Origin of the sequence: Agromyces italicus DSM 16388, from assembly GCF_000421545.1 — a bacterium.
Classification (GTDB): Bacteria; Actinomycetota; Actinomycetes; order Actinomycetales; family Microbacteriaceae; genus Agromyces; species Agromyces italicus.
The window spans coordinates 119,683-144,852 of the sequence record NZ_ATXF01000009.1; the positions used below are offsets into that span (position 1 = coordinate 119,683).

Genomic DNA, 25,170 nt, shown 5'->3' on the forward strand with positions numbered 1-25,170 from the left:
TCATCATGGTGAGCGCGCCGATCATCTACGAGACCACGCACCAAGTGGGCTTCTCCGAGCTCGACCCCTTCCAGCACTTGAGCACGGGCAACTACGCAAGGTACTTCACCGACCAACGCATGGAGGGCCTGGCGAAGAACGCCGGCTGGAACCTGCCGACGCTCAGCACCCTCGGGTTCATGACCTGGGTGCGTCGCATGGAGGTCGACTTCCTGCGCCCCGTCGACGGCGACCAGTCGGTCACGATCACCTCATTCGTGCGCGAGTTCCGCGGGCACGACGCGATCATCGAATGCACGATGACGGATGCCTCGGGCACGACCGTCGCCACCTGCCTCATGATCGTGGCCTACGTCGACGCCCGCACGCGGCGCGGCGCCGACTGGCCCGCCGAGCTGCAGGCGCTGTTCTTCGAACCGGCAGAGTGACGGTGGCGCGACGCAACCGACGTGTCGCTCACGAAGGGGCATCGCTCCGGCTGGACCCGAACTACGCCCAGCCCAGCTCGCCCAGCCTGGTGTCATCGAGCCCGAAGTAGTGACCGATCTCGTGCACGAGCGTGATGCGCACCCGCGTGCGCAGCGCATCGAGGTCGGCGCTGTGCGCCTGCATGTTGTTCTTGAACAGGGTGATGCGGTCGGGCAGCTCGCCGTAGCCGTACACCCCGCGCGTCTTCAGCGGACGCCCGCTGTACAGGCCGTACAGCCGCGGCCGCTCCCCCGGCGGCTGGTTCGCGATGAGGATCGCGACGTTCTCGACGCCCCGCACCATGTCGTCGGGCAGCGCATCGAACACCTCGGAGACCATCTGCTCGAAGTCGTCGTCGGAGATCTCGACCATGCGGCAATTCTGCCCGGTTCGGTCGCCGAGCGCCCGCGGCCTAGACTCGCCGGATGACCGACGCCCCCGCCACCCGCCGCATCGAGCTGACGCTGCACAAGCCCTGGTTCGCGCTCTACTGGGGCGTCAAGCCGACCCTCGTCATCGACGGCCGCGGCCAGCCGAGCCAGTGGGGAGTCGGCACCTGGCAGGTTCGCGCCGACGAGCCGGCGGTCATCGGAGCCTACGTCTTCAACCGCGTGTGGCGCTTCGGCACGGCCGAGTTCGCGCTCGCCCCGGGGCATCCAGCAGCGCTCGTCTATCGGGCCCCCGCCCTGCCCTTCCTTCGCGGGCGCTTGCGCCCCGCGGCATAGCTCAGCCGAGCCCGGCGCGCTCCTCCGAGGCATCCCGCTCGCCCTCGACGGGGCGGTTCGAGAGGCCGACCGAGCCCGCCCCGGGTTCGCCCTTCGACAGCGCCGCCGACACCGCGACCGACTCGTCGACGTCGGGGTACTGCGGGCGCAGCTGCACGGGCTCGCGCCGGCGCTCCTCGCGCTTCGCCTTGCGCGAGGAGGCGATGAGGTTCAGCGCCTCGACGAGGATCGCGAACGCCATCGGCGCGTAGATGAGCGCCTTGTCGATGTGCACGCCGAAGCCCTCGGCGATGAGGAACACGCCGATCAGCAGCAGGAACGAGAGGGCGAGCATCTTCACCGTGGGGTGGCGGTTCACGAAGGTGAAGATGAAGCGCGCCGCGAACAGCATGAGGCCGAACGACAGCACCACGACCGTCACGATCACGACGAGATTCTCGGTCATGCCGACCGCCGTGATCACCGAGTCGAGCGAGAACACGATGTCGAGCGCGAGGATCTGCGCAAGCACCGAGCCGAAGGTGATCTTCTTCGGCGCCGCGCCGTGCTCCTCTTCGGCACCCTCGAGCTTGTGGTGGATCTCGGTGACCGCCTTGTACACGAGGAAGAGGCCGCCGGCGATCAGGATGAAGTCCTTCACCGAGAAGCCCATACCCCACAATTCGAGGACGTCCTCCTTCAACGTGATGATCCAGCCCGCGAAGAACACGAGGATGACCCGGATCACCATCGCGAGCGTCAGGCCGAGGTTGCGTGCCCTGGCCTGCTGCGCCTTCGGGAGCTTCGACGCGAGGATCGAGATGAAGATGACGTTGTCGACGCCCAGGACGATCTCGAGCACGAACAGCGTGACGAAGACGGCGATCAGGTCGGGCGTGAAGGCGAAAGAGAAGTCCACCCGCTCATGCTAGGGGGCGCGACCCCTGATCAGCGCGACAGCTCGGCCTCCTCGTCGAGGCGCCCGAGTTTGTACGGGTTCGCGACCGAGAATATGCGCGTGATGCGCCCGCCCTCGATCTCGAAGCTGATCGAGCCGGCCAGCGCACCGTCGACCTCGCCGCGGATCGCCGGGTGCCCGTTCACCCACGTCGGCCGCGCCTCGAACGGGAGTCCGAGCTTCGCGAGCCCGCCGAGCAGATAGCGGGCGATCTTGTCGGCGCCGACGATCGGCCGGCGAGCCGCCCCCTTCACGAAGCCCCCGCCGTCGGCGACCGACACGACGTCGGGCGCGAGCACGTCCATGAGGCCCTGCAGGTCGCCCGAGTTCACCGCGGCGACGAAGCGGGCGACCACGGTCTCCTGCTCGGCGCGGTCGACCGCCACCCGCGGCCGCCGGGCGGCGACGTGCTCCTTCGCGCGGTGGGCGATCTGTCGCACCGCGGCGGGCGACTTGCCCACCGCATCGGCGATCTCGTCGTACGACACGTCGAACACCTCGCGCAGCACGAACACCGCGCGCTCGGTCGGCCCGAGCGTCTCGAGCACGGTCAGCATCGCGATCGACACGCTCTCGGCGAGCTCGACGTCGTCAGCCACATCGGGGCTCGTGAGCAGCGGCTCGGGCAGCCATTCGCCGACGTACGACTCGCGGCGGCGCGACCGGGTGCGCAACTGGTTCAGCGCCTGGCGCGTGACGACCCGCACGAGGTACGCGCGCTCGTCGCGGACCTCCGTGCGGTCGACGGCGTTCCAGCGCAGCCACGACTCCTGCAGCACGTCTTCGGCGTCGGCCGCCGAACCGAGCATCTCGTAGGCGACGGTGAAGAGCAGGGCGCGGTGGGTGACGAACGGGTCGTCGGTCATGACGCCGAGCCTACGGCCTCGGGCGAAGCATCCGTCGTCGTCGTCGCCCTCATCGCAAGCGGCGGCAGCTCGCACGAATCGGCGTAGCCCTCGGAGTGGATGCCGAGGGCGACGTTCATGCGCGAACTCATGTTCATGAAGGCGATCTTCGCGGTGAGTTCGATGAGCGCGGCCGGGCCGAGCTCGTCGAGCAGCGCCGCCGACAGCTCATCGGTGACGGCGGGCGGGGTCTGGCTCATCGCCTCGGCGTACTCCATGACGTCGCGTTCGAGGGGCGAGAAGACGGATGCCTCGCGCCAGACCGGCACCTGACGGGCCTTCGCCTCGTCGAGGCCCTCGTTGTGCGCCTTGTAGTAGTTGAAGTCGAGGCACCAGCTGCAACCGATGTACGCCGCCGTCGCCATCACGGCGTAGCTCGCGAGGTTCTCGTCGAGTTCGTCGAGCGCCTCGATCTTGCGCCCGATGCCCATCGAGGCCCGCATGAGCGCGGGGTGGTGCGCGAGCACGCCCATCGAGTCGGGCACCCGGCCGACCATCCGACGGGCGGCGATCTTCACGACCGTGCCGAAGACGCCGGTGAGCTCGGTCGGCGGAATGCGGGTCTGGGTGGTCATCGTGTCCTCCTGCGATCATCGACGGCCCCGGGTTTTCGGTTTCCGGGATCATCCCGTCGCACATGAAGACACCGGCCGGCGTGCGGGTGTGACATCTCCGACGAACCCGGCGGCACACCGGCCGCCGGTGAGGCGCCATCGTCCGCCGGAGCGCAGCCCGACAGCAGCCCGACAGCAGCCCGATGAGCACGAGCCCGCACACTGCGGACGCGGCGGATGGAATCGGGCACTCGTCGCATGAGCTGACCGCCCGATCGTGAACGATGCTCGAGTACTCGTCGCGAACGTGGCACCGCGTGATTCCGGCGTCGAGTGCGCGGGCCGTCCCCGCTCGGAAATCCGGGCACATTCGCCCAGGGGATTCTCCGTTCGAGCTATGTCAGTTCTCCCGCATCCCGAGGCGTGGAGTCTCACGAGGAAACGGCACTTGATGAGGGGATGGAAGAGCGGATCGAAAGATGAGGGGGACTGAATGAGGGGAAGCGAACGAGGGGGAACCGAATGAGGGGGAACCGAATGAGGGGGAACCGACATGGCTCTTTCCGACGCTCTCAGAGGCCGCGCATGAGGGGGAACTGACACAGCAGTTCTGGAGAAGGACTTGCAAGCCGAACCTGCGCCCCCGCCCGGCTTCGCGCTAGAGCGCCCCGGTCGCGGGCTTCTCGACGACCCGCCCGTCGCCCTCGAACACGAGCAGCCGGTCGGCGAGCTTGTCGACGAAGAAGCGGTCGTGCGAGACGACGACGACCGCGCCCGGGAAGTGTGTGAGGGCGCGCTCCATCACCTGCGTCGAAGTGATGTCGAGGTGGTTCGTCGGCTCGTCGAGCACGATCACCGCGGCGCCCGAGAGCAGGCACTGGGCGATCGCGACGCGGGCCCGCTGGCCCCCCGAGAGCGTGCCGATCTTCTGCTTCAGGTCGGCCTCCGAGAACTGCAGCATCGCAAGGAATCGGCCGACGCTCTTCTTCGTCGCCGTAAAGGCGAGCGAGTCGGGGTAGGCGTTCACCGCGTGCCCGACGGTGTCGGTCAGGTCGAGCGCGGCGTACACCCGGTTGTACGACACGAAGCGGGCGCCCTTGGCCCAGCGCACGCTGCCCGCGTCGGGCGTCGTCTCCTCGGTGAGCACGTCGAGCAGCGTCGACTTTCCCGAGCCGTTCGAGCCGATCACGGCGACGCGGTCACCGCGCTGGAGTTCGAACGAGACGCCCTCGAAGAGCGGCGCCCCACCGAAGCCCTTCGCGAGCCCGGTGACGGTGAGCAGGTCGTTCGAGACCTTCAGCCCGTCGTAGATCGAGGTGATGATCTGGTCGATGGGGCGTGGCGCCTGGCGCTTCTTGATGTCGGCGAGCCGACGGGCCACGGCGTTCGACGGGTTGCGAGCAGCCTCTCGGCGGGCCGTCGAGGCGGCCTGCTCGTAGGCGAGCAGCTCCTCTTCGTGGGCGAACTGCTTCTCGAGCATCTTGAGACGCGACTGCTTCGCGTGCACGTACGCCGAGTAGTCGCCCTCGTACTCCTGCAGGCGGTAGTTCTCGAGCTCGATGATGCGATCGACGACCCCGTCGAGGAACTGCCGGTCGTGCGAGACCACCAGCACGGCACCCGCGAAGCCCTGGAGCCAGTTCTCGATCCACTTCACGCCGTCGAGGTCGAGGAAGTTGGTGGGCTCGTCGAGCAGCAGCACGTCAGGCGCCTGCACGAGGATCTGCGCGAGCGCCGCCCGGTTGCGCCAGCCGCCCGAGAGCCGGTCGACGGGCAGCGCACGACGCCCGGCGTCGAAGCCGAGCCGGGTGAGCACCGTGTCGATCGTCGTCTCGTAGGTCCAGCCGCCGATGTGGTCCATGCGCTCGAACAGTTCGCCCTGCTCGGTGAGCAGCCTCGTCATCTCGTCGTCGGCCATCGGCTCGGCGAGCGCGAGGCCGATCTCGTCGAGGCGCGCCTGCGTCTCGTGCACGTCGGCGAAGTGCGCGCTCAGCGTCTGCTGGATGCTCTGCTCGCCGTCGAGCTCCGAGAACTGCGAGAAGTAGCCGATGGTCGTGCCGAGCGTGACGTCGCGCGTGCCGCTCGTCGGCTCGCGGCGGCCGAGCACGACCTCGAGCAGGCTCGACTTGCCGGTGCCGTTCTTGCCGATGAGGCCGACCCGGTCGCCCTGCTTCAGCTTGAGGAACGCCTCTTTCAGCACCGGCCGCCCGTCATAGTCGATGCTGACGTCGTTCAGTCGGATCAGGCTCACGGGCGTCCTCGGTTTCGGGGTGCGGTGCGGTTCGCAGGGGGTGAGATGCGGCGAGACGGATGCCTCGAGCCGGCGCCCACTCTATCGAGCGCGCCTGCGCGCTCGCAGTGACGTCGAGGCATCCGCCCGAACCGATCTCGCGGGGCTATCCGCGTCGCGCACGGAGCACGGCGATTCCGACGAAGGCGAGCCAGACTGCGGCGATGCCGTTGAACATCGGCACGGCACCCCAGCCGTTCGACGCGTAGAACTCCGAGGAGTTGTAGCCGAAGAACATCGACGGCACCCCCGCGAGGTGGAGGGCGGCGACACCGAACGACGACCAGCCGACCCAGCGGGACAACGCACCCGAGCGGAGCACCGCGTAGCCGAACGCGAGCCCGAAGACGACGAGGAGGAGATGGCTGATCGTGCCGTAGAGCAGGTAGGTGGGCACGGTGCGGGTCGGGTCGATCCATTCCTCGGTCTGGATGGCGCTTCCGCCCTCGAGCCCCTTCGCGACCATGTCGACGACCGTCCATGCGACGCCGGCGCTGCCGGCCAGGGCGCCGAACCACTCGAAGCGAGCGTCCTTCTCGGCGATCAGGAATCGCACGCCCGTCATGAAGATCAAGAACATGGTGAGCGCGATGAAGTTGAAAAGGGTTCGAGTGAGGATCAGCCCGTCGGGCATGAGCGAGCCCGTCTCGACACCGCAGGTGGCGGCGTCGCAGGCGGGCACGACGAAGTAGAGCGGAAGTTCGGCGATCGCGAAGACGCCGCCGACGACCGCTGCCCAGCCGACCCAGCGGCCGACGAGGACGGATGATCGAAATTGTGTACGTGATGCACTGTTCATGCCATGCACAATAACTCGAATTGTGTAAGCCGTCTACTATTTCTTTCATGGGCATCGACGACCACTCCGAACTCGACGCGCTGCCGCCCGGACTCGCCTCGGCCTGGGACGTCGTCGACACGTCGACCAGGCGCGGACGCAAGCCCGCGCACAGTGTCGATGAGATCGTGGCGGCCGCGACGGCGCTCGCCGACCGCGACGGCATCGCCGCGGCATCCCTGCCGAAGGTCGCGGCCCGCGTCGGCGTGACGACCAACGCGCTCTACCGCTACGTCTCCTCCAAGGAAGAGCTCATCGTGCTGGTCGCCGATCGGGCGTGGGGTGCGGCCCCCACGTTGCCCCTCGATGACTGGCGCGGCGCAGCGACGCTCTGGCCGCACCGGTTGCGCGATCGCTTCCTCGCTCGTCCGTGGCTGCTCGACGTGCCGACGACCGTCCCGCTGACGCCGCACACCGCCGCGTGGCTCGACGCGCTCATCGTCGCCCTCGCACCGACCGGCCTGCCGGCGCGACAGGTGCTGTACTCGGCCTATCTGCTCGACAGCCACGCACGCTATGACGCGAACCTCCGGCGCAATGCTCCGACTCCGTCTGCGCTGAGCGCGGCGCACCCAGATCGCCGGCGGAGGGTGCGTGGCTTCCTCGACACCCAGCTCCGCGCACGCAGTCTCGATGCGGTCGCCGACGTGATGCAGGACCCGTCTTTCGTCGCCGATGCGACGACGAACGACGGGTTCGAGTTCGGGCTGGCGCGCATCCTCGACGGCATCGAGGCGCACGTTTCGGGCGGTAGTCCTCCGGCCCGTTAGCCGGCGCATCCGGGCGGGTCGCTCGACTCGCGGGCTCAGCGGGCGTGGATGTCGACGTCCTTGCTCTCGCGGGCGAGCAGCACGGCCGCCGCGCTCCCGGCGAGCACGATCATCCAGAACAGGGCGACCGGCCAGGTGGCTCCGAACCCGATCACGAGGCTCGTCGCGATGAGCGGCGAGAAGCCCGCGCCGATGGTCGATGCCGACTGGTAGGCCACCGAGGCGCCGGAGAAGCGCAGCGAGGTGGGGAACTGTTCGGCGACGAACGCCGCGATCGGTCCGTAGACCATGCCCTGGACGAGCCCGTTGCCGAGAATGATCGCGATCGCGAAGCCCCACACCGTTCCGGTCTGCAGCAGCCCGATGATCGGCGGCGCGAGCACGATGCCGACGAGGCATCCCACGACGATGACCGTACGGCGACCCACCCGGTCGCTCATGCGGGCGGCGAGGATCGATACGACGACCGTCGTGACGGCGGCGACCGCCTTCCAGTTGAGCACGCCCGTCGGGTCGGCGCCGGCGCCGACCGCCTCCGAGACGCCCCAGACCGTCATGAGGCCCTGCGAGGTCGTGAACGAGAGCACCACGACGAACGCGACGAGCACCGTACGCCAATGGTGCCGCAGCACCTCGACGATCGGCACGCGGCGACGGGCGCCGATCTCCTCGAGCTCCTGGAACATCGGCGTCTCGGCGACACGCAGGCGGATCACGAGTCCGACACCGAGCAGCGCGACGCTGAACAGGAACGGCACGCGCCAACCCCATGCGAGGAACTGATCCTCGGGCAGCAGCGAGAACAGGCTCAACATGAGCGTCGCGAGCACCGCGCCGACCGGCCCGCCCGCATTCGCGAAGCTCGCCGCGAGACCGCGGCGGTTCTGCGGCGCATGCTCGAGCGCGACGAGGATCGCGCCGCCCCACTCGCCGCCGACCGCGACGCCCTGCACGACCCGCAGCAGCACGAGCAGGATCGGCGCGATGATGCCGACCGATTCGGTCGGCGGCAGGAGGCCCATGATCGTCGAGGCGACGCCCATCAGCACCATCGAGATGATGAGCACCTTCTTGCGGCCGCGGGTGTCGCCGAAATGCCCGAAGAGGATGCCGCCGAGCGGCCGGGCGAGGTAGCCGACGGCGAACGTCGCGAACGAGGCGAACGTCGCGAAGCCCGGGCCGAGCCCGGCGAAGAAGACCTGGCCGAACACGAGGCTCGCGGCCGTCGCGTACAGGATGAAGTCGTAGAACTCGATCATGCTGCCCATGAAGCTCGACGCGATGATGCGACGCATGTCTCGCGTCGTCATCGACAGCTGGGTGCCGTCAGCGGCCGTCGTGGGGGCAGTCATCTCGGGGGGTGCGGTGGGGGTGATGCGGGTCATCGTCGACCTCTCTCAGTGTGTCAGAACGGAAGCGGGAGTTTCAGAACGCGAGCGCTCGCTGACGGGCGAACGACACGGTTTCGAGGTCGGCGGGCACGACGACCTCGAGCTCTGCGCCGGCGACGGCGACGGCGCGCAGCCAGCTCTCGGTGGGCAGGTGCCCGGGAACGAGGTGATGCAGGGCGAGGCGAGCGGCACCGGCCTCGTGGGCGACGGCGATCGCCTCCTCGACGCTGGTGTGCGACCTGCGGTGATGATCGATCGAGGCGCGGGATGTCTCGTCGTCGCGCCCGCCGTAGGTCGAGGCCACCCAGTCGAAGCTGATGGCCTCGTGCAGCAGCAGGTCGACGCCCTCGGCGAGGCGCACCATGTTGTCGCACTTCGCCGTGTCGCCCGAGATCGCGACCGAGCCCTCATCGCTCGTGAAGCGGAACCCGAACGCGGGCGCGATCGGCGGGTGCTGCACGAGCACGGCGTCGACCCTGACGCGGTCGTCTTCGAAGACGGTGAACGGTGCCATGTCGGGGGTGGGTGCGTCGTTCGGGTGGTAGCCGAGCCCGCCGGGGATCACGATGTCACGCGCCTCGAACAGCTCGGTCGGCGAGGGGCGCAGCGCGTCGAGCACGCGGTCGTTGAGATCCGTCGCCTGCGACTCCATGAGCAGGCGGAACATGTCGGCGGTGCCCGGCGTCGGCAGCTGCGGGGCGACGGGTCGGGGCGGCACGGTCGCGCGCGCCGAGACCGGCGGCAGTGCCCCGCGATCGCCGGGGCCGATGATCGGAATCCGCGGCTCGTCGCCCGTGAGCCCGAACATGCCGAACAGGGCGAGGTTCAGCAGGTCGGTCGTGTGGTCGGAGTGCAGGTGGGTGAGGAACACACCGCCGAGCCGGTCCATCGTGAAGCCCGCGCGGGCGAACTGGCGCCCGGCGCCGAGCCCGGCATCGACGAGGTACACGCGGTCGCCGACGGCGACCGCGGTCGAGATGCCGAATCGCGAGTGGGCGTCGAGCGGGGTCCACCATCGGGGCCCGCCCGCGGTTCCAAGGGTGACGATGCGGTGGTCGCTCATGCGTGTGACTCCTTCGGCGGTGCGCGTGATGCCATCCATCGTCCGTCGCGCGTAATGTTCTGTACAGCAGATGTTCTGGATGTACTTCATAAGGAGGATCGATGAATGGCGTGACGCTGCGTCAGCTCGAGTACTTCGTCGCGGCCGCAGACGCCGGCACGGTGAGTGCCGCCGCCGAGCGCTGCTCGGCCTCGCAGGCGGCCGTGTCGACTGCGCTCGGCGAACTCGAGCGCTCGCTCGGCCTGCAGCTGCTGGTGCGGCGCCCGGCGAAGGGGGTCGTGCTGACCCGCAGCGGCGAGCGCATGCTGCCGGTCGCCCGCCGCATCCTGGATGACGCGACCGAGCTCGTCCAGCTCGCCGGCGCCGAGCACGACGAGGTGGCCGGGCCCCTGCGCATCGCGTGCACCGTCGCGCTGTCGCCACGGCTGCTGCCGTCGCTCGCGGCCGCGTTCAGCGATCGGCACCCGCGGGTCGAGCTCGACCTCGCCGACGGTCTCGCGAGCGAGGTGCAAGACCTGGTGCGCACCGGCGCCGCCGACGCCGCACTGCTGTACCGCCGGCAGCTCTCGCCCGGATTCGATGCACGCACCATCCGTTCGCTCGCGCCCTACGCGGTGCTGCCCGAGGCGCACCCGCTCGCCGGCGCCGACGACGTCGCCCTCGCCGAGCTCGCCGACGAGCGGCTCATCCTCGTGCAGGCCGCCGGTTCGCGCGGGGTCATCGAGGCGCTCATCGAGGAGGCCGGCATCGTGCCGCGCGCAGGGTGGGCGTTCACGAACCCCGAGACCGTGCGGGCGATGGTCGCGCGCGGGCTCGGCTACTCGGTGTTCAGCGGCCGGCCGCGCGGCACGCAGAGCTTCGACGGGCGGCACGTCGCGTACGTGCGGGTGCGCGACGCGGTGAAGCCGAACGACGTGGTGCTCGCGCTGACACACGGCCAGCGCCGCACCGCCCGACTCGACGCGCTCGTCGCGCTGCTCGCCGAGCCCGAGCTGCAGGAGGCGCTGGGCTGAGCGAGCCGCCTCGACCGACGCAGCTCTCGGGCCCGGCCGAGATGGCGAGACTGCTGCGCCGAGCCCGGCGACTCAGGCGTCGAACACCACACGCGGTTCGAGCCCGAGGAAGGCGGCGTAGCGCGCCGCCGCATCGTCGATCGCCTGCCGCTCGTGCGCGGCGAGCGCACGGTGCGGGCGCAGCGAGAACGTGACCGCCTTCGCGGTGACCGTGCGCTTCATCGCGGCGACGAGCTGCGCATCGACGAGAGCCACCCCGATCGCCGTCTCACGCTCGCGCGGCACGACGCCCTCTGAATCGATGACCCAGCGCGAGTCCTGATACCCGCGGTACATCTCGTCGAGCAGCTGAAGCAGGTGGCCGGCGGGCTCCGGCGCCTCGGCCTGCGAGGGCGGCCCACCTGGCGCGTGCCAGAAGGTGCGCCCGTCGTGCTCGAACGACTCGAGCCGGTCGGCGACCGCGGCGATGCCGCGCCGGGCGTCGGTCACGGTGAGCGTCGCCCAGTACGCGAGGTCGCGCTCGGTCGCCGGCCCGTGCCCCGTGCAATAGCGCAGCGCGAGCTCGGCGAGCGCCTCGTCGCGGTCGAACGGGCGCCCGGCCGGCACGCGTGCGTCCATGGGCGCGTATGTGTGCTCGCCGTCGCGCGGCGCGCCGCTGCACACGAGCCCGAGCATCTCGAGCCTGCCGACGACCAGCATGAGCTGCTGCCCCGTGAGCTCCGTCCCGCGTCCGGCGAGCGCCGCCCCGAGTTCGGAACGGGTGCGGTCGGATGCCTCGCCGAGCACCTCCTCGATCGTGTCGGTGATCGCCGTCATGCGGCCGGCGATCGGCCGCAACTGCTGCTCGAACACCGGCAGCACGCGGGGCGCGGTGAGTTCGACGAGCCGGCGCACGTCGTCGGCGTGCACGTAGTGCCAGGTCGGCCGCAGCACGTGGGTGCGGATCACCCGGCCGCTCGCGAGGGCGACGGCGAGGTCGGCCGCCTCGGACGACGACGTGCGGGTCGCGACGGCCCACGCCGACTGCGAGGGGTTCTCGGCCTGCACCGCGAGCAGCGACCGCACGACCTGCTCGGCATCGTCGAGGGGCGCAGCGAGCGACTGCGACCGCAGCCGCCACCGGGCGATGTCGCGATCGGTGATCATCTCTCGAGCGTAGGACGGGCTGCCGTCACGGCGCCCGTCCCACGCGGCGCTTGCCCTCACTCCACCGGCGCGACAGCATGGTCCGGACGAACCGGAGGCATGATGACGGACACCGCTGCATCAGTGCGGACGGCCACCCCCGCAGCCTGGGTGACACTGCTCCTGCGAGTCCGGGGGCTGATGCTGAGCGGCGCGTTCGCCGCGATCGTCTACGGGATGCTCACGAACGCGAACCGCACCGCGTGCCCGACGCCGACGGGCGGCCTATCCACCGCGCAGTGCGAAACGTACACGCTCGGTCCGAGCGGGATCGTCGTGGCTGCGATGGCGATCGCACTGCTGGCCGGCCTCGGGGCCGCGACCCGACGCACCGATGCGCCTGCGGCGCTGCGCGCACTCGATCGCACCGGCATCGTCATCATCGCGATCGCGCTCGGCTCGGTCGTCATCAGCCTCGTCTGGTTCTGGCTGCTGCCGGTGCAGCAGGTGCTCGACCACGGCGGCAGCCTCTGGTTCCCCTTCCCGTTCGGTTCGGTGACGAGCGACTTCGACACGGCGGGCTGACGAGCCGATCGTCACCTGGTCTCGAGCGCGAGGGCTGACGAACACCCGACCGGCGTCGCTCAGCTCAACAGCCCGCGCTGGAACCCGACCGCGACCGCGGCCGCCCGGTCGTTGACGCCGAGCTTCTCGAAGATGTGCAGCACGTGCGTCTTCACCGTCGCCTCGCTGATGAACAGCTCCGCGGCGGATTCGCGGTTCGTGTTGCCCGCGGCGACCAGCCGCAGCACCTCCAGCTCACGTTCGCTCAAGACCACCTCGGGGCCGCGAACGCGCCCCATCAACCGCATCGCGACCGACGGCGCGAGCACTGCCTCGCCGCGGGCGGCCGAGACGACCGCTCCCATGAGCACCTCGCTCGGGGCATCCTTCAGCAGGTAGCCGGTGGCACCCGCCTCGATCGCCGGCAGCACCTCGCTGTCGGTGTCATACGTCGTGAGCACGAGCACTCGTGCGCGAACCCCGAGCTCCCCGAGCCGCCGGATCGCGGTCACGCCGTCGGATCTCGGCATCCGCAGGTCCATCAGGATGACGTCGGGATCGAGCGCGCGGGCCAGCTCGACCGCCTCGGCGCCGTCGCCGGCCTCGCCGACCACGTCGAAGCGGGCGTCGCCCGTGAACATCCCGCGCAGGCCGTCCCTGACGATGGGGTGGTCGTCGGTGATGAGCAGTCGGATCGGGGTCTCAGGCATGCGGGTCCTCTTCGGAAGGGGCGGGATCGGCGGAAGCGACGGCGTCGGCGTCTCGCGCGGGAACGGCGGGAACCGTCGCAGAGATCGCGGTGCCGCCACCCGGCTCGGACTCGACCTCGAGCGTGCCCGAGAGCCGGTTCGCCCGCTGGCGCATCGAGGTGAGGCCGAAGCCGCCCGACGCCGTGGCGCGCGCCGCGTCGAACCCGGCTCCGTCGTCGCGGACGTCGAGGGCGACCGTGTCGTCCATGTACGACAGGGTGAGTCCAACCCGGCTCGCACCGGCGTGCTTTCCCGCGTTGGCGAGCGCCTCCTGGGCGATGCGCAGCAGGGTCACCTCGACCTCGGGATGCAACGGCCGCACCGTGCCCGTCGCGGTGAAGCCGACCCGAACCCCGTGGCGTTCGCCCCAGGCGTCGGCGACCTCGGCGATCGCATCGGGCAACCGGGCCGACTCGAGCTGTTCGGGCCCGAGCGCGTGCACCGACCTCCGCGCCTCGGCCAGGCTCTCGCGGGCGAGCCGCGTCGCGGCATCGAGGTGCCGGCGTCGTTCGTGCTCGGGGATCTCGGGGCGTTCGGCGGCCTGGAGCTGCGTGACGATGCCCGCGAGGCCCTGCGCGATGGTGTCGTGGATCTCCCTCGCCAGCCGCTGCCGCTCGTCGAGCACCCCGGCCTCGCGAGCCTGCACGAGCAGCTGCGCCTGCAGGCCGGCGTTCTCTCGGATCGTCTCCTCGAGACGCGTCACCATCTGCTTGCGCTCGGCGCTGCGCTCACTGGTGACGTCGCCGACGACGCTGAACAACGAGACCAACGCCACGAGCGCGCCGATGAAGAACAGATAGGTCAGGATCGCGACGGGCGTCGGTTCGGGCAGCCCGCCGAGGAAGGCGGTGATGCTGACCGCGGCCGTCGCCGTGACGCCGACGAACCGCCAGATTCCGTGGAGCCGGTGCCAGGAGTGCAGGTAGCCGACGAATGCGAAGAAGCTCGCGAACCACACGTCGCGGCTGCACAGTGCCGCGATCACGACGACGAGCCCGGTGACGTACAGCGGGCCGAGCGTCGCGCGCCGTCCGAGCGCCCACATCCACGCCGCGGCGAGCGCGGCGAGCGCGACGATGACGAGCCGGTCGGTCGCGCTGTGATCGCCCGTGAGCAGCGAGAGCGTCGTCGAGACCACGAGCAGCAGATAGGGCACGACGGCCATGCCGCGCTCGAGCTGACGTTCACGTCGGTCGAGGAGTTCGTCCGAGGCCGTCATTCCCATCACTCCCAGCGGAAGAACTTCGCCGCCGCGAGGCTGACCACGATCGCGTACGCGGCCATGACGCCCAACAGCACCGGGTCTGCGGCACCGCCGGTCCAGACGTCCTCGAGGGACTTGCGGAAGGCGCCGAGCGGGGTGAACTCCCCGATCTGCACCACGATAGCGGGCATCTGCCCCGCGGGCTGGATGAGGCCGGCCAGGAACGCCATCGGGAAGTACAGCAGCACCCCGATGCCGTTCGCGGCCCGACCGCTCGGGGCCACGGCCGCGATCAGCAGCCCGACCGCGAACATCGAGGCGGTGCCGAGCACGAAGACGGCGGTGAAGCCGATGAGGTTCGCCGGCATTGCGGCCCGCAGGGCGAGGGATGCCACGGCCAGCAGCGCACCGCAGCTGACGAGCGCGAGCACGAACTGCAGCAGCAACTGCACGACGAGGAGGTTTCGCGGGCGCAGCGGCGTGGTCGACAGCCGGCGCAGGATGCCCTTCTCGCGGTAGGTCGCGAGCGCGGTCGGCATCAGGTAGAGGCCGACCAGGCCGATCGCGATGGCCAGGGTCATCGGCACGAGCGTGGTGTCGCCGGGCCCGATCGAACTGCCGAACACGATCAGGATGAACAGCGGGATGAGGAAGGTGAACAGCGAACCGGGCTCGCGGAGGAGCAGCTTCGATTCGACGACGGTGAGCTTGGCGGTCGCGGTGGCCATGGGAATCTCCTGCTTGGTGGTCGGTCTCGGTCGGGCGGAATGCGGCCCGCGGATCAGCGTTCGAACGCGCGCCCGGTCAGCGCGACGAACGCGTCGTCGAGCGTGCGCCGGTCGATGCGCAGATCGGCGGCGAGGACGTGCTTGCGGGCGAGCACCGCGGTCACGGCGGTCGCGAAGTCTCCGCGGCCGGTGACGGTCACCTGCGCGCCGTCGACGGTCACCGCCGACACCCCGGCGAGCTCGCGCAGCGCCGAGAACAGTTCCTCCGAGGCATCCGCGACCACCGTGAAGTGCATCGCGTGTTCGGCGTCGACGCCGGCGATGAGGCCGGCCGGCGAATCGATCGCGGCGATGCGCCCCCCACTGAACACCGCCACCCGGTCGCACAGCTCCTCGACCTCGTCCATGAAGTGACTGACGAGCACGACGGTCACGCCCGTGTCGCGGATCTGCTTGATGAGCTCCCACGTCGCGCGCCGCGCCTGCGGGTCGAGGCCGGTCGTCAGCTCGTCGAGAAAGGCCACGCGGGGGTTGCCGACGAGCGCGAGCGCGATGATCAGCCGCTGCTTCTGCCCGCCCGAGAGCTTGGCGAAGCGCGTGTTGCGCTGCTCGGCGAGCCCCCATTCGTCGAGAAGCTCGCGCCAGTCGCGCGGATCGGCGTAGAACGAGGCGTAGAGGTCGAGCGCCTCCCACACCTTGAGGTTGTCGGGCAGCTGCGTGTGCTGCAGCTGCACGCCGATGACCTCGCGGAGCGCGCGGCCGTCCTCGACCGGGTCGAGGCCGAGCACCCGCACACTGCCGCGGTCGGCGCGTCGGAGGCCCTCGATGATCTCCACCGTCGTGGTCTTGCCGGTGCCGTTCGGGCCGAGGATGCCGAAGATCTCGCCCTCCTCGACGGAGAAGGTGATTCCGTCGAGCACGGTGCGGCCGGCGTAGTGCTTGCTGAGGTCGGTGACGTCGATGACTGGCATGGCTCCAGCCTCGCGAACACGAGGCCCCCGTCCATCGGCCGTGCGGTCATCGTCGGGCGCGGCGCGGTGGATCCGCGAATCAACCGAACGGTGGATCACCGGCGGACGTCGCAGCCGCGCTGCGACGCTCGTCCCCCGAGCCTGCCGAGCGAGCGTTCATCTCCGCGCCAGCACGGATGCTCCGCGTCGACGCCGCACCTACGCTGCCCACATGAGCGGCCCGCAGTCGCACCACTATCTCGTCGCGCTCGCCGACGGCGGCGGCACGGTGCCCGCCGAACTCGGAGTGGTGCGCCGGCTCGTCGAGCGCGGCCACCGCGTCACCGCGCTCGTCGACGAGTCGATGGCGGGCGCGAGCCGCGCGACGGGCGCCGCGGTGCGCACCTGGGGCGCCCGGCCGAGCACCGAGTTCCGCGACTGGGCGATCAAGAACCCGCTCGAGCTCGCGAAGAGCATGTCGGAGCACTACCTGTCGGGTCCGGCCGCCGGTCACGCGGCCGACACGCTCGCCGCCATCGACGGCGGGCGCCCCGATCTCATCGTCACGACGTTCTTCACGCTCGGGGCGATGATCGCCGCCGAGGCGCGCGCGGTGCCGTTCGACGTGCTGATGCCGAACGTCTACATCGCCCCGGTGCCGGGTCGCCCTCCGGGAGGCGCCGGCATGCGGCCGATGCGCGGTCCGCTCGGCGCGATGCGCGATCGCATGGCGGCCGCGGCCACCACGAGACTGCTCGATCGGTACACCATGGATCCGCTGAACGCCGTGCGGGTGCGGCACGGTCTCGACCCGATCGTGCACGTCTGGGATCAGGTGCACCGGGCGCGGCGCGAACTCGTGCTCACGACCGCCGAGTTCGAGTTCGACGGCGAGTTCCCTCCGAACGTGCGCTTCGTCGGCCCGGTGCTCGACGACCCCGCCTGGGCCGTCGCCGAGCGTTTCGACCCGCCCCCCGGCGACGCCCCGCTCGTGCTCGTCGCGCTCTCATCGACCTTCCAGAATCACGCCGACTGCCTGCAGCGCATCGCCGACGCACTCGGAACCCTGCCGGTGCGGGGGTACCTGACGACCGGGCCGTCGATTCCGCCCGAGCTCATCGACGCGCCCGTCAACACCGTCGTCGTGGCATCCGCCCCCCATCGCGAGGCGATGCGCCGGGCGAGCCTCGTCGTGACGCACGGCGGCCACGGCACGGTGATGAAGGCGCTCGCTGCGGGGCTTCCGCTCGTCGTGCTCCACCATGGACGCGATCAGGCCGACAACGCCGCCCGCATCGTGAAGCGGGGCGCCGGGGTCACTGTGCCGCGTCGGGCGCCCGCCGACGAGATCGCCGCCGCGATCGAGAAGGTGCTGGGCCACGAGCGGTACCGGGCGGCCGCGGCCCGGCTCGGCGAGGCGATCAACCGGGATGTCGCGGCGAACGCCCTGCTCGCCGAACTCGAGCAGCTCGCTCCCGTCACAGCCCCTCCGCGATCTCCTTGATCGCGGCCAGGCGGCGCTCCCAGTCGCGACCGACGGCGTCGAGCCTCGCGGCGGTCGCGCTGAGTTCGGCGCCGAGCACGCGGTAGCGCACCTCTCGGCCGACCCGCACCGGTTCGACGAGGCCGACCTCGGCGAGCACCGCGAGGTGCTTGGCGATGGCCTGCCGGGTCACCGGGAGGCGTTCGGCGAGGGCCGACGCCGAGGCATCCCCCTCGCCGAGCGCCGCGAGGATGCTCCACCGCGTCTCGTCGCCCAGGGCGGCGAACACGGGAACCAGCGCCGCACTGCTCATACGCCGCCCTCGAGCAGGGCGACGAGCTTGTCGAGTTCTTCGACCCACCCCTCGGCGTGATCGGCCATGTTCGCGGCCGGGTCGCTCGTTCGGTCGAACCCGGTCTCGACGACGGTGAGTTCGGTGCCGCCGTCGAGCTCGTCGAGGGTGAAGGTGAAGACGGTCGTGGTCGCCTCGTCGATCGCGCCGCCCGCGCGGCGGGCCGCGTCGTCGTTGCCCCAGCGGTACGAGACCGTGCGCGGGGCGTCGATCGCCTCGACGCGCAGCGGGATGACCCCGTACCCCTCGAAGCTCATCGTGCCGGTTGCGCCGGCTCCGGCGCCGTCGAGCACGGTCCGACCGAACCAGCGGGAGATGTGCTCGGGCTCGGTGACGGCGCGCCACACCTTGGCGACGGGGGCGGCGATGCGGATCGTGCGTCGCACCGTGAAGGCCCCTTCATCGATGACGGATGCTTCGTTGCGGGTCATGCTCACCATGATCGCGCTCCTTCCGGCGAATGCAGCAGTGGATGTCTCGGCGATCACTCGATCACCTGCAACTCAATAGTTGCAGAAGATCGATGGAAATGCAACCATCCGGTTGCGTTTCATGCGCGCGGTTCGAATTCGCGGCACAGAGCGGCGAACGCCCGCACGGCCGGCTCGTCGGCCCCGGATCGCCACACGAGCACCCAGTCGAGCGGGGGCGCATCGGCGATCGGAACGAACTCGACGCCGGGCATGGCCGCGTAGTACGCCGCGTGGGCCCCGGCCGGCGACACGCAGCGACGCGCCGCGACGAGCGTGAGCAACTCGTGGAACGTCGCCGGCCGCGGCCCCGTTCGCGGGATCGCGCGACCACTCGGCGTGCGGCTCGGCAGCATCGCCTCGATCCAGTGCTCGGGCAGCGACCCCGGATCGACGTGCGCGTGCACGGCCAGATCCTCGAGCGACACCGAGTCGCGGTCGGCGAGCGGATGTCCCGACCACACCATGAGGACGCGACCCGCGCTGAAGACGACGGGGCCTTCAGCGAGGTCGGACTCCTGTACGGGCCGCCAGATCACGACGGCGTCGACCTCGCGGCGTCGCAGCGGCCCGAGCGCATCGCTGAAGTGGATCTCGTGGGTCTCCACGACCGAGCCCGGATGGCGTCTCCGGAACTCCTCGATGCGATCGAGGAACATCGCGCCGTCGTTGCCCATGACCCCCAGGCGCAGCGTCCCGACGACGCCCCGGGCGGCCGCCTTCGCCTTCGCGACACCGGCGAGGATCGCACCGTGGCCGGCCGCGAGGTCGTCTCGCAGTACCGAGCCGAGCGGGGTCAGCTCGACGCGACGACTGCTCCGGTCGAACAGTCGGCCGCCGATCTGCCGCTCCTGGCCGAGGATCGCCTGGCTCACCCGCGCCTGCGACACGTGCAGCCGCTCAGCCGTGCGGCCGAAATGCAACTCCTCGGCGAGAACCAGGAAGATCTCGATGTCGCGCAACTCCATCAGCGCACCTCCAGCGATAACCCACAGGTTATCGCAACGAATACGATTCACCCGTTGATCTGGGAATCCTGTCGGCGTCACTCTGAAGACGGGCACAGTTCCGCCCGATGACGAGGAAGGGAAACGACCATGCGACGACCGCGGCGCAGCATGACCGTCTGGACTCCGCACGGCCGCACCGTCCGTATGGCCCGACTACGCCGTACCCTGTGCATGATCGCGGCGAACCCGTCGAACCTCCGGCTGGTCATCGACGGGTGGCTCGAGGACGCCCGTCGCAGCATCGCACCCCGGCTGCGTCGCTCAGCCGCCGAGCGGCTCCCCGGCGACTTCGCGGATGAAGCCGATCACGTGCTCGCGCAGCGACGCGACGCGGCGGTCGCGAGCGGCCTCGACGTCGAAGCCGAGGTACGCGACGGGTGGGCGCCTGCGCGCATTCACCGAGCATTGGAAGTCGGCGCACACGAGCGTGCCGACGGTGTCGCCCTTCCGGCCGGTGGCGCCGGCGCGGCGCGCCACGAAGAAGAGCACGTCGTTCGGCAGGTGCACGTCCTTGCACCACGAGCACTGCGGCCGCGAGCGCAGTCGACCCTCGGCGCGCCTCAGCATGACGCCGACGAGTTCGCCGCCGATCGGGGCCACGACGTAGGCGACGTTCGGCAGCTTGCGGTCGCGCCAGCCGAGGAAGTCGCAGCGATCCCAGTCGAGCGGGGCGAAGTCGGCCGGCAGGGTGAGGGCGGCGCGCTCGCGCACGCTGGCATTGATGAGCGAGGCGCGGATCTGCGCGTCGGTGATGGGGAGCACGGAATCTGAACCTGTTCTGTTCGCCGCCGAGACGGGCGGCACGCTGACGTGGGGGTGACCGGTCGCAGGCGCGACCGACCGCGGTCGCGGCATGGACTGCCACGACCCGGGGCGGGGTCACCTCATCGCGGCGCACGAAGCGCCCGCGACCCCCTCACGCCCGCGCACGACGGCGGGCATCTCAGCTCGATTCACAATCGGGCAGTCTACGCGCCGCCGCCCGCTCACAGGTACCGCTTGAACCCCACATGGGATGCCTCGAAGTCGAGCCGCTCGTAGAAGCGATGCGCGTCGTCGCGGCGCGCATCCGAGGTCAACTGCACGAGGCGTGCGCCGTGCAACCGCGCGTGCTCGACCGCCCACTCGATCATCGCCGAACCCACGCCGCCACCGCGGAGGTCTTCGGCGACGCGCACGGCCTCGATCTGCATCCGCATCGCGCCCCCGCGCGAGAGGCCAGGAATGAAGGTGAGCTGCATCGTCCCGACGATCCGTCCGTCGGCGGCTTCGACCGCCACGAGCAGCTGCGCGGCATCCGCGTCGATCGCGTCGAACGCACGCCGGTAGCCGGCGCGCGTCTCGTCGTCGAACGCGAACTCAGCCGCGCGAAGTCCATCGGCCGCCATGAGCGCGACGACGGCATCGACGTCGTCGCGGCGGGCCCGGCGCAGGGTGTACGAGGAGCGGGGGGTCGCGATCGTGGTGAGGCTCACCCGCCAACGCTCTCACGACGGCGGCCCCGTGGCGTACGGCGCGAGGTGTAGACTGATGATGTTTACAGCGTAAGCATGAGCACCGAGGAGGTGGGCCAACCGTGCGCACGACCATCGACGCCGACGCGATCACCGATGCCGCCGTCTCGATCGCCGACCGCGACGGACTCGGCGCCGTCTCGATGCGTCGAGTCGGCACCGAGCTCGGCGTCTCCGGCATGGCGCTCTACCGTCACGTCGCCGACCGCGACGACCTCGTCCTGCGAATGGCGGCCCGCACCGCGAGCTCTCGTGCACTTCTGCCACCCGCCGACGCCGCATGGCGCGAAAGCCTCGAACACCTCGCCGAGCGCGTCTGGGACTCGTTCGAACAGCATCCCTGGCTGCTCGGGGTCGTCGTCAGCCCGACCCGCATGCTCGACCTGGCGAGCGCCGAACAGACCGGCACGCTGCTCGCCCGGCTCGGCGATGCGGGCGTCGACGCCGACACCGCGGGCGACCTGCTCGTCGGCGCGACCGCCATCGTGATCGGCGTCGCGTGCCTGACGCTGCCCCCGCTCCCCCGCGGCATCGACTTCACGCTCGATCGACTCGCGCCGCGTGACGCGGCCGTCGACGACGCCGACGCAGCCGACGCCATCGCCGATGCCGCTCGCTTCCGCGCCCGCCCGTTCGACGCCGCGCGCGGGCGCGACATCCTGCGTGCGACCTTGACCCCCTTCCTCGACGGCATCGAGGAGAGCCTCACCCCGCCCCGCACGCCGCACCGCGACGCCGGGGCATGAACCGAAAGGACACCATCATGCGTCTCGAGAACAAGGTCGCCATCGTGACCGGCGGAGCCGGCGGCATCGGCCAGGGCATCGTGCGCCACTTCCTCGCGGAGGGCGCGAAGGTCGTCATCGTCGACATCGTCGACCAGCAGCAGGGCGACGAGCTCGTGGCCGGCCTCGGCGACGCGGTGCGCTACCTGCAGTCCGACATCTCGAGGGCCGAGAACGCGCCGACGATCATCGCCTCGGCGGTCGACGCGTTCGGCAGGCTCGACATCCTGGTGAACAACGCCCACGCCTCGAAGCAGGCCCCGATCCTGGAGACGACCCAGGAGATGTGGGACCTCTCGCTCGGCTCCGGCATGTACGCCACGTTCCACCTCATGCGCGCAGCCCACCCCGAACTCGTGAAGACGAAGGGCGCGATCGTGAACTTCGCCTCGGGCGCGGGCATCAAGGGCCTGCCCAACCAGGTGACCTATGCCGCCGCGAAAGAGGCGATCCGCGCGATCACCCGGGTCGCCGCGAACGAGTGGGCCGCCGACGGCGTGCGGGTGAACCTCGTCTCGCCCGTGGCGCTCACCCCCGGCATCAAGGCGTGGGGCGAAGCGTTCCCGGCCGAATTCCAAGAGGTCGTCGGCGGCGTGCCGCTCGGCCGGCTCGGCGATCCCGAGACCGACATCGCCCCGGCCGTCGCGTTCCTCGCGAGCGACGACGCCAAGTACATCACCGGCCAGACGCTCATGACCGACGGCGGCTCCATCATGATGCCGTAGGGCCGTCGACCGACCTCAGGCGCGCACGTCGTCGATGATCACGAAGAGCTTGCGCACGGCCTCGTGCACGTGCCACACACCGCGCCAGCCGCTCGGGGTGATCAGCGTGTCGCCGGCGCCGAACGTCACGGGTTCTTCGCCGTCGACCTCGATCGTCACGCGACCCGAGAGGAACTGACACACTTCGGTGTAGCCCTCACGGGTCGCGGAGAACCGGCCCGGTGAGCACTCCCAATACCCGACGTCGAGGCCCGGCACCTCCCACAGCGAACCGGATGCCTCGAGCACGCCGTCGGTCAGGGCGGTGGGCTTCGGGGCGGCGGGGCCGAGGTCGCGCGCGAGCGGGGCGAGCCCCGCGACGGTCGACACGGTGTCTGGCCGGTCGGTCATCGGTTCCTCATCGGTGCTTCGTGCCCGCGCAACTGCCTCTGCAGGAAAGGTGTCACGACGCCTCAGCGCCCCGCGACGAGGTCGGCGAGGCGGGCGATGGGCGAGGTCGTCGCCCGGCCGCGCTGCTCGCCTCGATCGGCGGCGTGGTACGCCGTGTAGATCGCCTGTACGGCGAGCCAGCGCAGCGGCTCGACCTCCCACCTGCGGGCGCGATGGCCGACCCAGGGCAGCCGGGTGAGCTCGGTGTCGCGGCCGAGCACGAGGTCGCGCAGCGTTCGCCCGGCGAGGTTCGTCGCGGTGACTCCCGTGCCCACGTAGCCGCCCGCCCAGCCGAGGCCCGTCGCGGGGTCGTGGCCGACGGTCGCGGCCCAGTCGCGCGGCACGCCGAGCACCCCCGACCAGGCGTGCTCGATCGAGGCATCCGCGGCGCTCGGGAAGAACCGTGCGAGCAGGGCACCGAGCCCCTCGATGGTGCGCTGCCGGGTCTCGCCGTCGCGGTCGACGTGCGAGCCGTAGCGGTAGGGCACGCCGCGGCCTCCGAACGCGATGCGGTCGTCGGCGGTGCGCTGCGCGTACATGTAGACGTGCGCGAAGTCCCCGAGGGCGTCGCGGCCGTTCCAGCCGATCTCGTCCCACACCGCGGGAGCGAGCGGCTCGGTCACGATGAGCGAGGAGTTCATCGGCAGCCAGGTGCGGTGCAGGCCCTTCAGGTCGGGCGTGAATCCCTCGGTGGCGCGCAGCACGTGGCTCGCCCGCACGGTGCCGTGCTCGGTGCGGGCCTCGCCCGGCCGGATCTCGGTGACGGCGGTGCCCTCGTAGATCGCGACCCCGAGTCGTTCGACCGCTTCGGCGAGGCCCTTGACGAGCTTCGCGGGGTCGACGCGGGCGCAGTGCGGGTGCCAGAGGCCGCCGAGGGTGCCGGCCACGTTGACCCGGGCGGAGCTCTCGCGGGCGCCGAGCAGCTCGACGTCGGTCGCCGGCCATGCCTGCTCGTCGGCGGCGGCGGCCTTCAGACGCGCGAGCTGGGCGGGGTTCAGCGCGATGTCGAGCTCGCCGCCCTTGTGGATGTCGGCCTCGATGCCCTCGGCCGCGGCTGCGGCGATGACCTCGTCGACGGTGTCGTTGAGGGCGCGCTGCTGGGCGATGGCGGCGTCGCGCCCGTGCTGCTGCACGTATTGCGCGCGCCCGCCGGTGACCGAGTTGGTGAGCCATCCGCCATTGCGACCCGAGGCGCCGTACCCGGCGAAGCTGCGCTCGAGCACCGCGATGCGGAGGTCGGGCTGCTCGCGCTTCAGGTAGTACGCCGCCCAGAGGCCGGTGTAGCCGGCGCCGACGATCGCGACGTCGACGTCGAGATCGCCGCCGAGCGCGGGGCGCTGGGCGGGCAGGCCGAGGCGCTGCCACCAATACGAGACGCCGCCGTTCGCGGTCATGCGGAAACCCTCTTCGTCGCGGCCTGGGCCGAGCGTGATAAAACAGTGTTTTGAAACCTAGCGCCCGCCGTGGCAGGCTGTCAACCGACGAGAGAGGGGAGCCGCCGTGCCGATCGAAGTCGACCAGGACGAACGTCTCGCCGATCTCGCCCGAGCGACGATCGAGATCGCCCGCGAGTCGGGCACGCGTGCCGTGACGATCCGCGCGGTGGCCGCGAGACTCGACCGCTCCACCGCGTACATCACGAACTTCGTGCCCTCACGTGCGCACCTCATGGCGAACGCGCTCGAGCACGCCCGCGCCCAGTGGGACGAGGAGCGCGCCGCCCATCTCGGCGACCTGGTCGGCGTCGAGCGCCTCGCCGCGCTCGCCCGGTGGATGTGCACCTCCTCCCCCGAGGAGAACGTGCTGCGCAGCCTCTGGATCGAGGTCATCGCCGACGTGCGCGGCGCCAACCGCCGCGCCTACGAGGTCGTCAGGGGCGTGACGGATGCCACGTACGCCAAGTTCCTCGCGGGCGCCGAGCACATCGTGGCCGGCGGCGAGCCGGTCGATCGGGTCGCCGCCGCGCACATCGCCGACATCCTCTACCTGTACTGCCGCGGCTCCGAGGTGAAGGCGGTCGAAGACCCCGACGCCTGGACCGACGAGCGCGTGCAGCGCTCGCTCGAAGTGCTGCTGCGGGCACTCGTCTTCGACGGCGAAGCGGTGCACTGACCCGCCCGCCCCGCAG

The 25,170-nt window shown here is 70.5% G+C and carries 29 protein-coding genes; 9 read left to right on the forward strand and 20 right to left on the reverse strand.

Annotated elements, in window-relative coordinates:
- The first annotated feature begins 5 nt into the window (after positions 1-5).
- Entirely contained in the window at positions 6-428 is a 423-nt protein-coding gene (locus H516_RS0114245) for an acyl-CoA thioesterase (RefSeq protein WP_022890380.1), read from the forward strand.
- 61 nt (positions 429-489) lie between these two features.
- Here the strand turns inward: H516_RS0114245 and H516_RS0114250 are convergent, their stop codons facing one another.
- On the reverse strand, positions 490-840 hold the full coding sequence (locus H516_RS0114250) for a metallopeptidase family protein (RefSeq protein ID WP_022890381.1): 351 nt from the start codon (positions 838-840) through the stop codon (positions 490-492).
- Positions 841-893: 53 nt separating this feature from the next.
- Here H516_RS0114250 and H516_RS0114255 point away from each other — a divergent pair, with 53 nt between their 5' ends.
- Positions 894-1,193, forward strand: coding sequence for a hypothetical protein (locus H516_RS0114255; RefSeq protein ID WP_022890382.1), 300 nt, complete (start codon positions 894-896; stop codon positions 1,191-1,193).
- A gap of 1 nt (position 1,194) precedes the next feature.
- Here the strand turns inward: H516_RS0114255 and H516_RS0114260 are convergent, their stop codons facing one another.
- The 5 genes from H516_RS0114260 to H516_RS20310 form a co-directional block, all read right to left on the reverse strand.
- On the reverse strand, positions 1,195-2,091 hold the full coding sequence (locus tag H516_RS0114260) for a TerC family protein (protein ID WP_022890383.1): 897 nt from the start codon (positions 2,089-2,091) through the stop codon (positions 1,195-1,197).
- Between the two features lie 29 nt (positions 2,092-2,120).
- Positions 2,121-2,996 carry an RNA polymerase sigma-70 factor gene (locus H516_RS0114265; RefSeq protein ID WP_022890384.1) on the reverse strand — a complete coding sequence of 292 codons (876 nt, stop codon included), beginning with the start codon at positions 2,994-2,996 and terminating at the stop codon, positions 2,121-2,123.
- Positions 2,993-3,610, reverse strand: coding sequence for a carboxymuconolactone decarboxylase family protein (locus H516_RS0114270; RefSeq protein WP_022890385.1), 618 nt, complete (start codon positions 3,608-3,610; stop codon positions 2,993-2,995). Before H516_RS0114270 ends, H516_RS0114265 begins: the two co-directional genes overlap by 4 nt.
- Before the next feature lie 637 nt (positions 3,611-4,247).
- On the reverse strand, positions 4,248-5,840 hold the full coding sequence (locus H516_RS0114275; RefSeq protein ID WP_022890386.1) for an ABC-F family ATP-binding cassette domain-containing protein: 1,593 nt from the start codon (positions 5,838-5,840) through the stop codon (positions 4,248-4,250).
- Positions 5,841-5,985: 145 nt separating this feature from the next.
- Complete coding sequence (locus H516_RS20310) at positions 5,986-6,678, reverse strand: hypothetical protein (protein ID WP_022890387.1); 693 nt, start codon at positions 6,676-6,678, stop codon at positions 5,986-5,988.
- A 47-nt stretch (positions 6,679-6,725) separates the two neighbouring features.
- Between H516_RS20310 and H516_RS20315 the strand changes: the two genes are divergently transcribed.
- Positions 6,726-7,487 (forward strand): TetR/AcrR family transcriptional regulator, encoded by a 762-nt coding sequence (locus tag H516_RS20315; protein WP_022890388.1) that lies wholly within the window; start codon positions 6,726-6,728, stop codon positions 7,485-7,487.
- A gap of 35 nt (positions 7,488-7,522) precedes the next feature.
- Here H516_RS20315 and H516_RS0114290 read toward each other — a convergent pair whose 3' ends face one another.
- Both H516_RS0114290 and H516_RS0114295 read right to left on the reverse strand, forming a co-directional pair.
- A complete protein-coding gene (locus tag H516_RS0114290) occupies positions 7,523-8,872 on the reverse strand; it encodes an MFS transporter (RefSeq protein ID WP_022890389.1) in 1,350 nt (449 codons plus the stop codon).
- Between the two features lie 40 nt (positions 8,873-8,912).
- Complete coding sequence (locus H516_RS0114295) at positions 8,913-9,941, reverse strand: MBL fold metallo-hydrolase (protein ID WP_026378816.1); 1,029 nt, start codon at positions 9,939-9,941, stop codon at positions 8,913-8,915.
- Positions 9,942-10,042: 101 nt separating this feature from the next.
- Here H516_RS0114295 and H516_RS20320 point away from each other — a divergent pair, with 101 nt between their 5' ends.
- Positions 10,043-10,954, forward strand: a complete 912-nt coding sequence (locus H516_RS20320; protein WP_084620715.1) for a LysR substrate-binding domain-containing protein — start codon at positions 10,043-10,045, stop codon at positions 10,952-10,954.
- Positions 10,955-11,026: 72 nt separating this feature from the next.
- On the opposite strand, the gene H516_RS21425 is transcribed toward H516_RS20320, so the two are convergent.
- Complete coding sequence (locus tag H516_RS21425; RefSeq protein WP_022890392.1) at positions 11,027-12,100, reverse strand: winged helix DNA-binding domain-containing protein; 1,074 nt, start codon at positions 12,098-12,100, stop codon at positions 11,027-11,029.
- A 102-nt stretch (positions 12,101-12,202) separates the two neighbouring features.
- On the opposite strand from H516_RS21425, the gene H516_RS0114310 reads away from it, so the two are divergent.
- On the forward strand, positions 12,203-12,664 hold the full coding sequence (locus H516_RS0114310; RefSeq protein ID WP_157432274.1) for a hypothetical protein: 462 nt from the start codon (positions 12,203-12,205) through the stop codon (positions 12,662-12,664).
- Positions 12,665-12,723: 59 nt separating this feature from the next.
- Here the strand turns inward: H516_RS0114310 and H516_RS0114315 are convergent, their stop codons facing one another.
- Genes H516_RS0114315 through H516_RS0114330 form a run of 4 tightly spaced genes read right to left on the reverse strand, consistent with a single transcriptional unit; the run spans position 12,724 to position 16,295 of the window.
- Positions 12,724-13,353, reverse strand: coding sequence for a response regulator transcription factor (locus H516_RS0114315; RefSeq protein ID WP_022890394.1), 630 nt, complete (start codon positions 13,351-13,353; stop codon positions 12,724-12,726).
- A complete protein-coding gene (locus H516_RS20330; RefSeq protein ID WP_022890395.1) occupies positions 13,346-14,611 on the reverse strand; it encodes a sensor histidine kinase in 1,266 nt (421 codons plus the stop codon). The genes H516_RS0114315 and H516_RS20330 overlap by 8 nt, the downstream gene beginning before the upstream one ends.
- A 5-nt stretch (positions 14,612-14,616) precedes the next feature.
- Positions 14,617-15,324 carry an ABC transporter permease gene (locus H516_RS0114325; RefSeq protein WP_022890396.1) on the reverse strand — a complete coding sequence of 236 codons (708 nt, stop codon included), beginning with the start codon at positions 15,322-15,324 and terminating at the stop codon, positions 14,617-14,619.
- Between the two features lie 53 nt (positions 15,325-15,377).
- Positions 15,378-16,295 carry an ABC transporter ATP-binding protein gene (locus H516_RS0114330; RefSeq protein WP_022890397.1) on the reverse strand — a complete coding sequence of 306 codons (918 nt, stop codon included), beginning with the start codon at positions 16,293-16,295 and terminating at the stop codon, positions 15,378-15,380.
- Between the two features lie 211 nt (positions 16,296-16,506).
- Between H516_RS0114330 and H516_RS0114335 the strand changes: the two genes are divergently transcribed.
- Positions 16,507-17,778, forward strand: a complete 1,272-nt coding sequence (locus H516_RS0114335; protein ID WP_022890398.1) for a glycosyltransferase — start codon at positions 16,507-16,509, stop codon at positions 17,776-17,778.
- On the opposite strand, the gene H516_RS0114340 is transcribed toward H516_RS0114335, so the two are convergent.
- The 5 genes from H516_RS0114340 to H516_RS0114360 all read right to left on the reverse strand — a co-directional run bounded on the left by H516_RS0114340 (position 17,753) and on the right by H516_RS0114360 (position 21,064).
- Positions 17,753-18,070 carry an ArsR/SmtB family transcription factor gene (locus H516_RS0114340; protein WP_022890399.1) on the reverse strand — a complete coding sequence of 106 codons (318 nt, stop codon included), beginning with the start codon at positions 18,068-18,070 and terminating at the stop codon, positions 17,753-17,755. The two genes, H516_RS0114335 and H516_RS0114340, sit on opposite strands and share 26 nt — an antisense overlap.
- Entirely contained in the window at positions 18,067-18,549 is a 483-nt protein-coding gene (locus tag H516_RS0114345) for an SRPBCC family protein (protein WP_051138849.1), read from the reverse strand. The genes H516_RS0114340 and H516_RS0114345 overlap by 4 nt, the downstream gene beginning before the upstream one ends.
- Before the next feature lie 110 nt (positions 18,550-18,659).
- Entirely contained in the window at positions 18,660-19,547 is an 888-nt protein-coding gene (locus H516_RS0114350) for a LysR family transcriptional regulator (protein ID WP_022890401.1), read from the reverse strand.
- Positions 19,548-19,850: 303 nt separating this feature from the next.
- Positions 19,851-20,351 (reverse strand): FBP domain-containing protein, encoded by a 501-nt coding sequence (locus H516_RS0114355; RefSeq protein WP_022890402.1) that lies wholly within the window; start codon positions 20,349-20,351, stop codon positions 19,851-19,853.
- Positions 20,352-20,575: 224 nt separating this feature from the next.
- Positions 20,576-21,064: a GNAT family N-acetyltransferase gene (locus H516_RS0114360; protein ID WP_022890403.1), complete on the reverse strand. Its 489-nt coding sequence runs from the start codon at positions 21,062-21,064 to the stop codon at positions 20,576-20,578.
- Positions 21,065-21,165: 101 nt separating this feature from the next.
- Between H516_RS0114360 and H516_RS22440 the strand changes: the two genes are divergently transcribed.
- Positions 21,166-21,849 carry a TetR/AcrR family transcriptional regulator gene (locus H516_RS22440; RefSeq protein WP_022890404.1) on the forward strand — a complete coding sequence of 228 codons (684 nt, stop codon included), beginning with the start codon at positions 21,166-21,168 and terminating at the stop codon, positions 21,847-21,849.
- A 17-nt stretch (positions 21,850-21,866) separates the two neighbouring features.
- On the forward strand, positions 21,867-22,613 hold the full coding sequence (locus tag H516_RS0114370; protein ID WP_026378820.1) for an SDR family NAD(P)-dependent oxidoreductase: 747 nt from the start codon (positions 21,867-21,869) through the stop codon (positions 22,611-22,613).
- 15 nt (positions 22,614-22,628) lie between these two features.
- On the opposite strand, the gene H516_RS0114375 is transcribed toward H516_RS0114370, so the two are convergent.
- Both H516_RS0114375 and H516_RS0114380 read right to left on the reverse strand, forming a co-directional pair.
- Entirely contained in the window at positions 22,629-23,003 is a 375-nt protein-coding gene (locus tag H516_RS0114375) for a cupin domain-containing protein (RefSeq protein WP_022890406.1), read from the reverse strand.
- Positions 23,004-23,065: 62 nt separating this feature from the next.
- Positions 23,066-24,436 carry an NAD(P)/FAD-dependent oxidoreductase gene (locus tag H516_RS0114380; protein ID WP_022890407.1) on the reverse strand — a complete coding sequence of 457 codons (1,371 nt, stop codon included), beginning with the start codon at positions 24,434-24,436 and terminating at the stop codon, positions 23,066-23,068.
- A 106-nt stretch (positions 24,437-24,542) separates the two neighbouring features.
- On the opposite strand from H516_RS0114380, the gene H516_RS20340 reads away from it, so the two are divergent.
- A complete protein-coding gene (locus H516_RS20340) occupies positions 24,543-25,154 on the forward strand; it encodes a TetR/AcrR family transcriptional regulator (protein ID WP_022890408.1) in 612 nt (203 codons plus the stop codon).
- Positions 25,155-25,170: the final 16 nt, after the last annotated feature.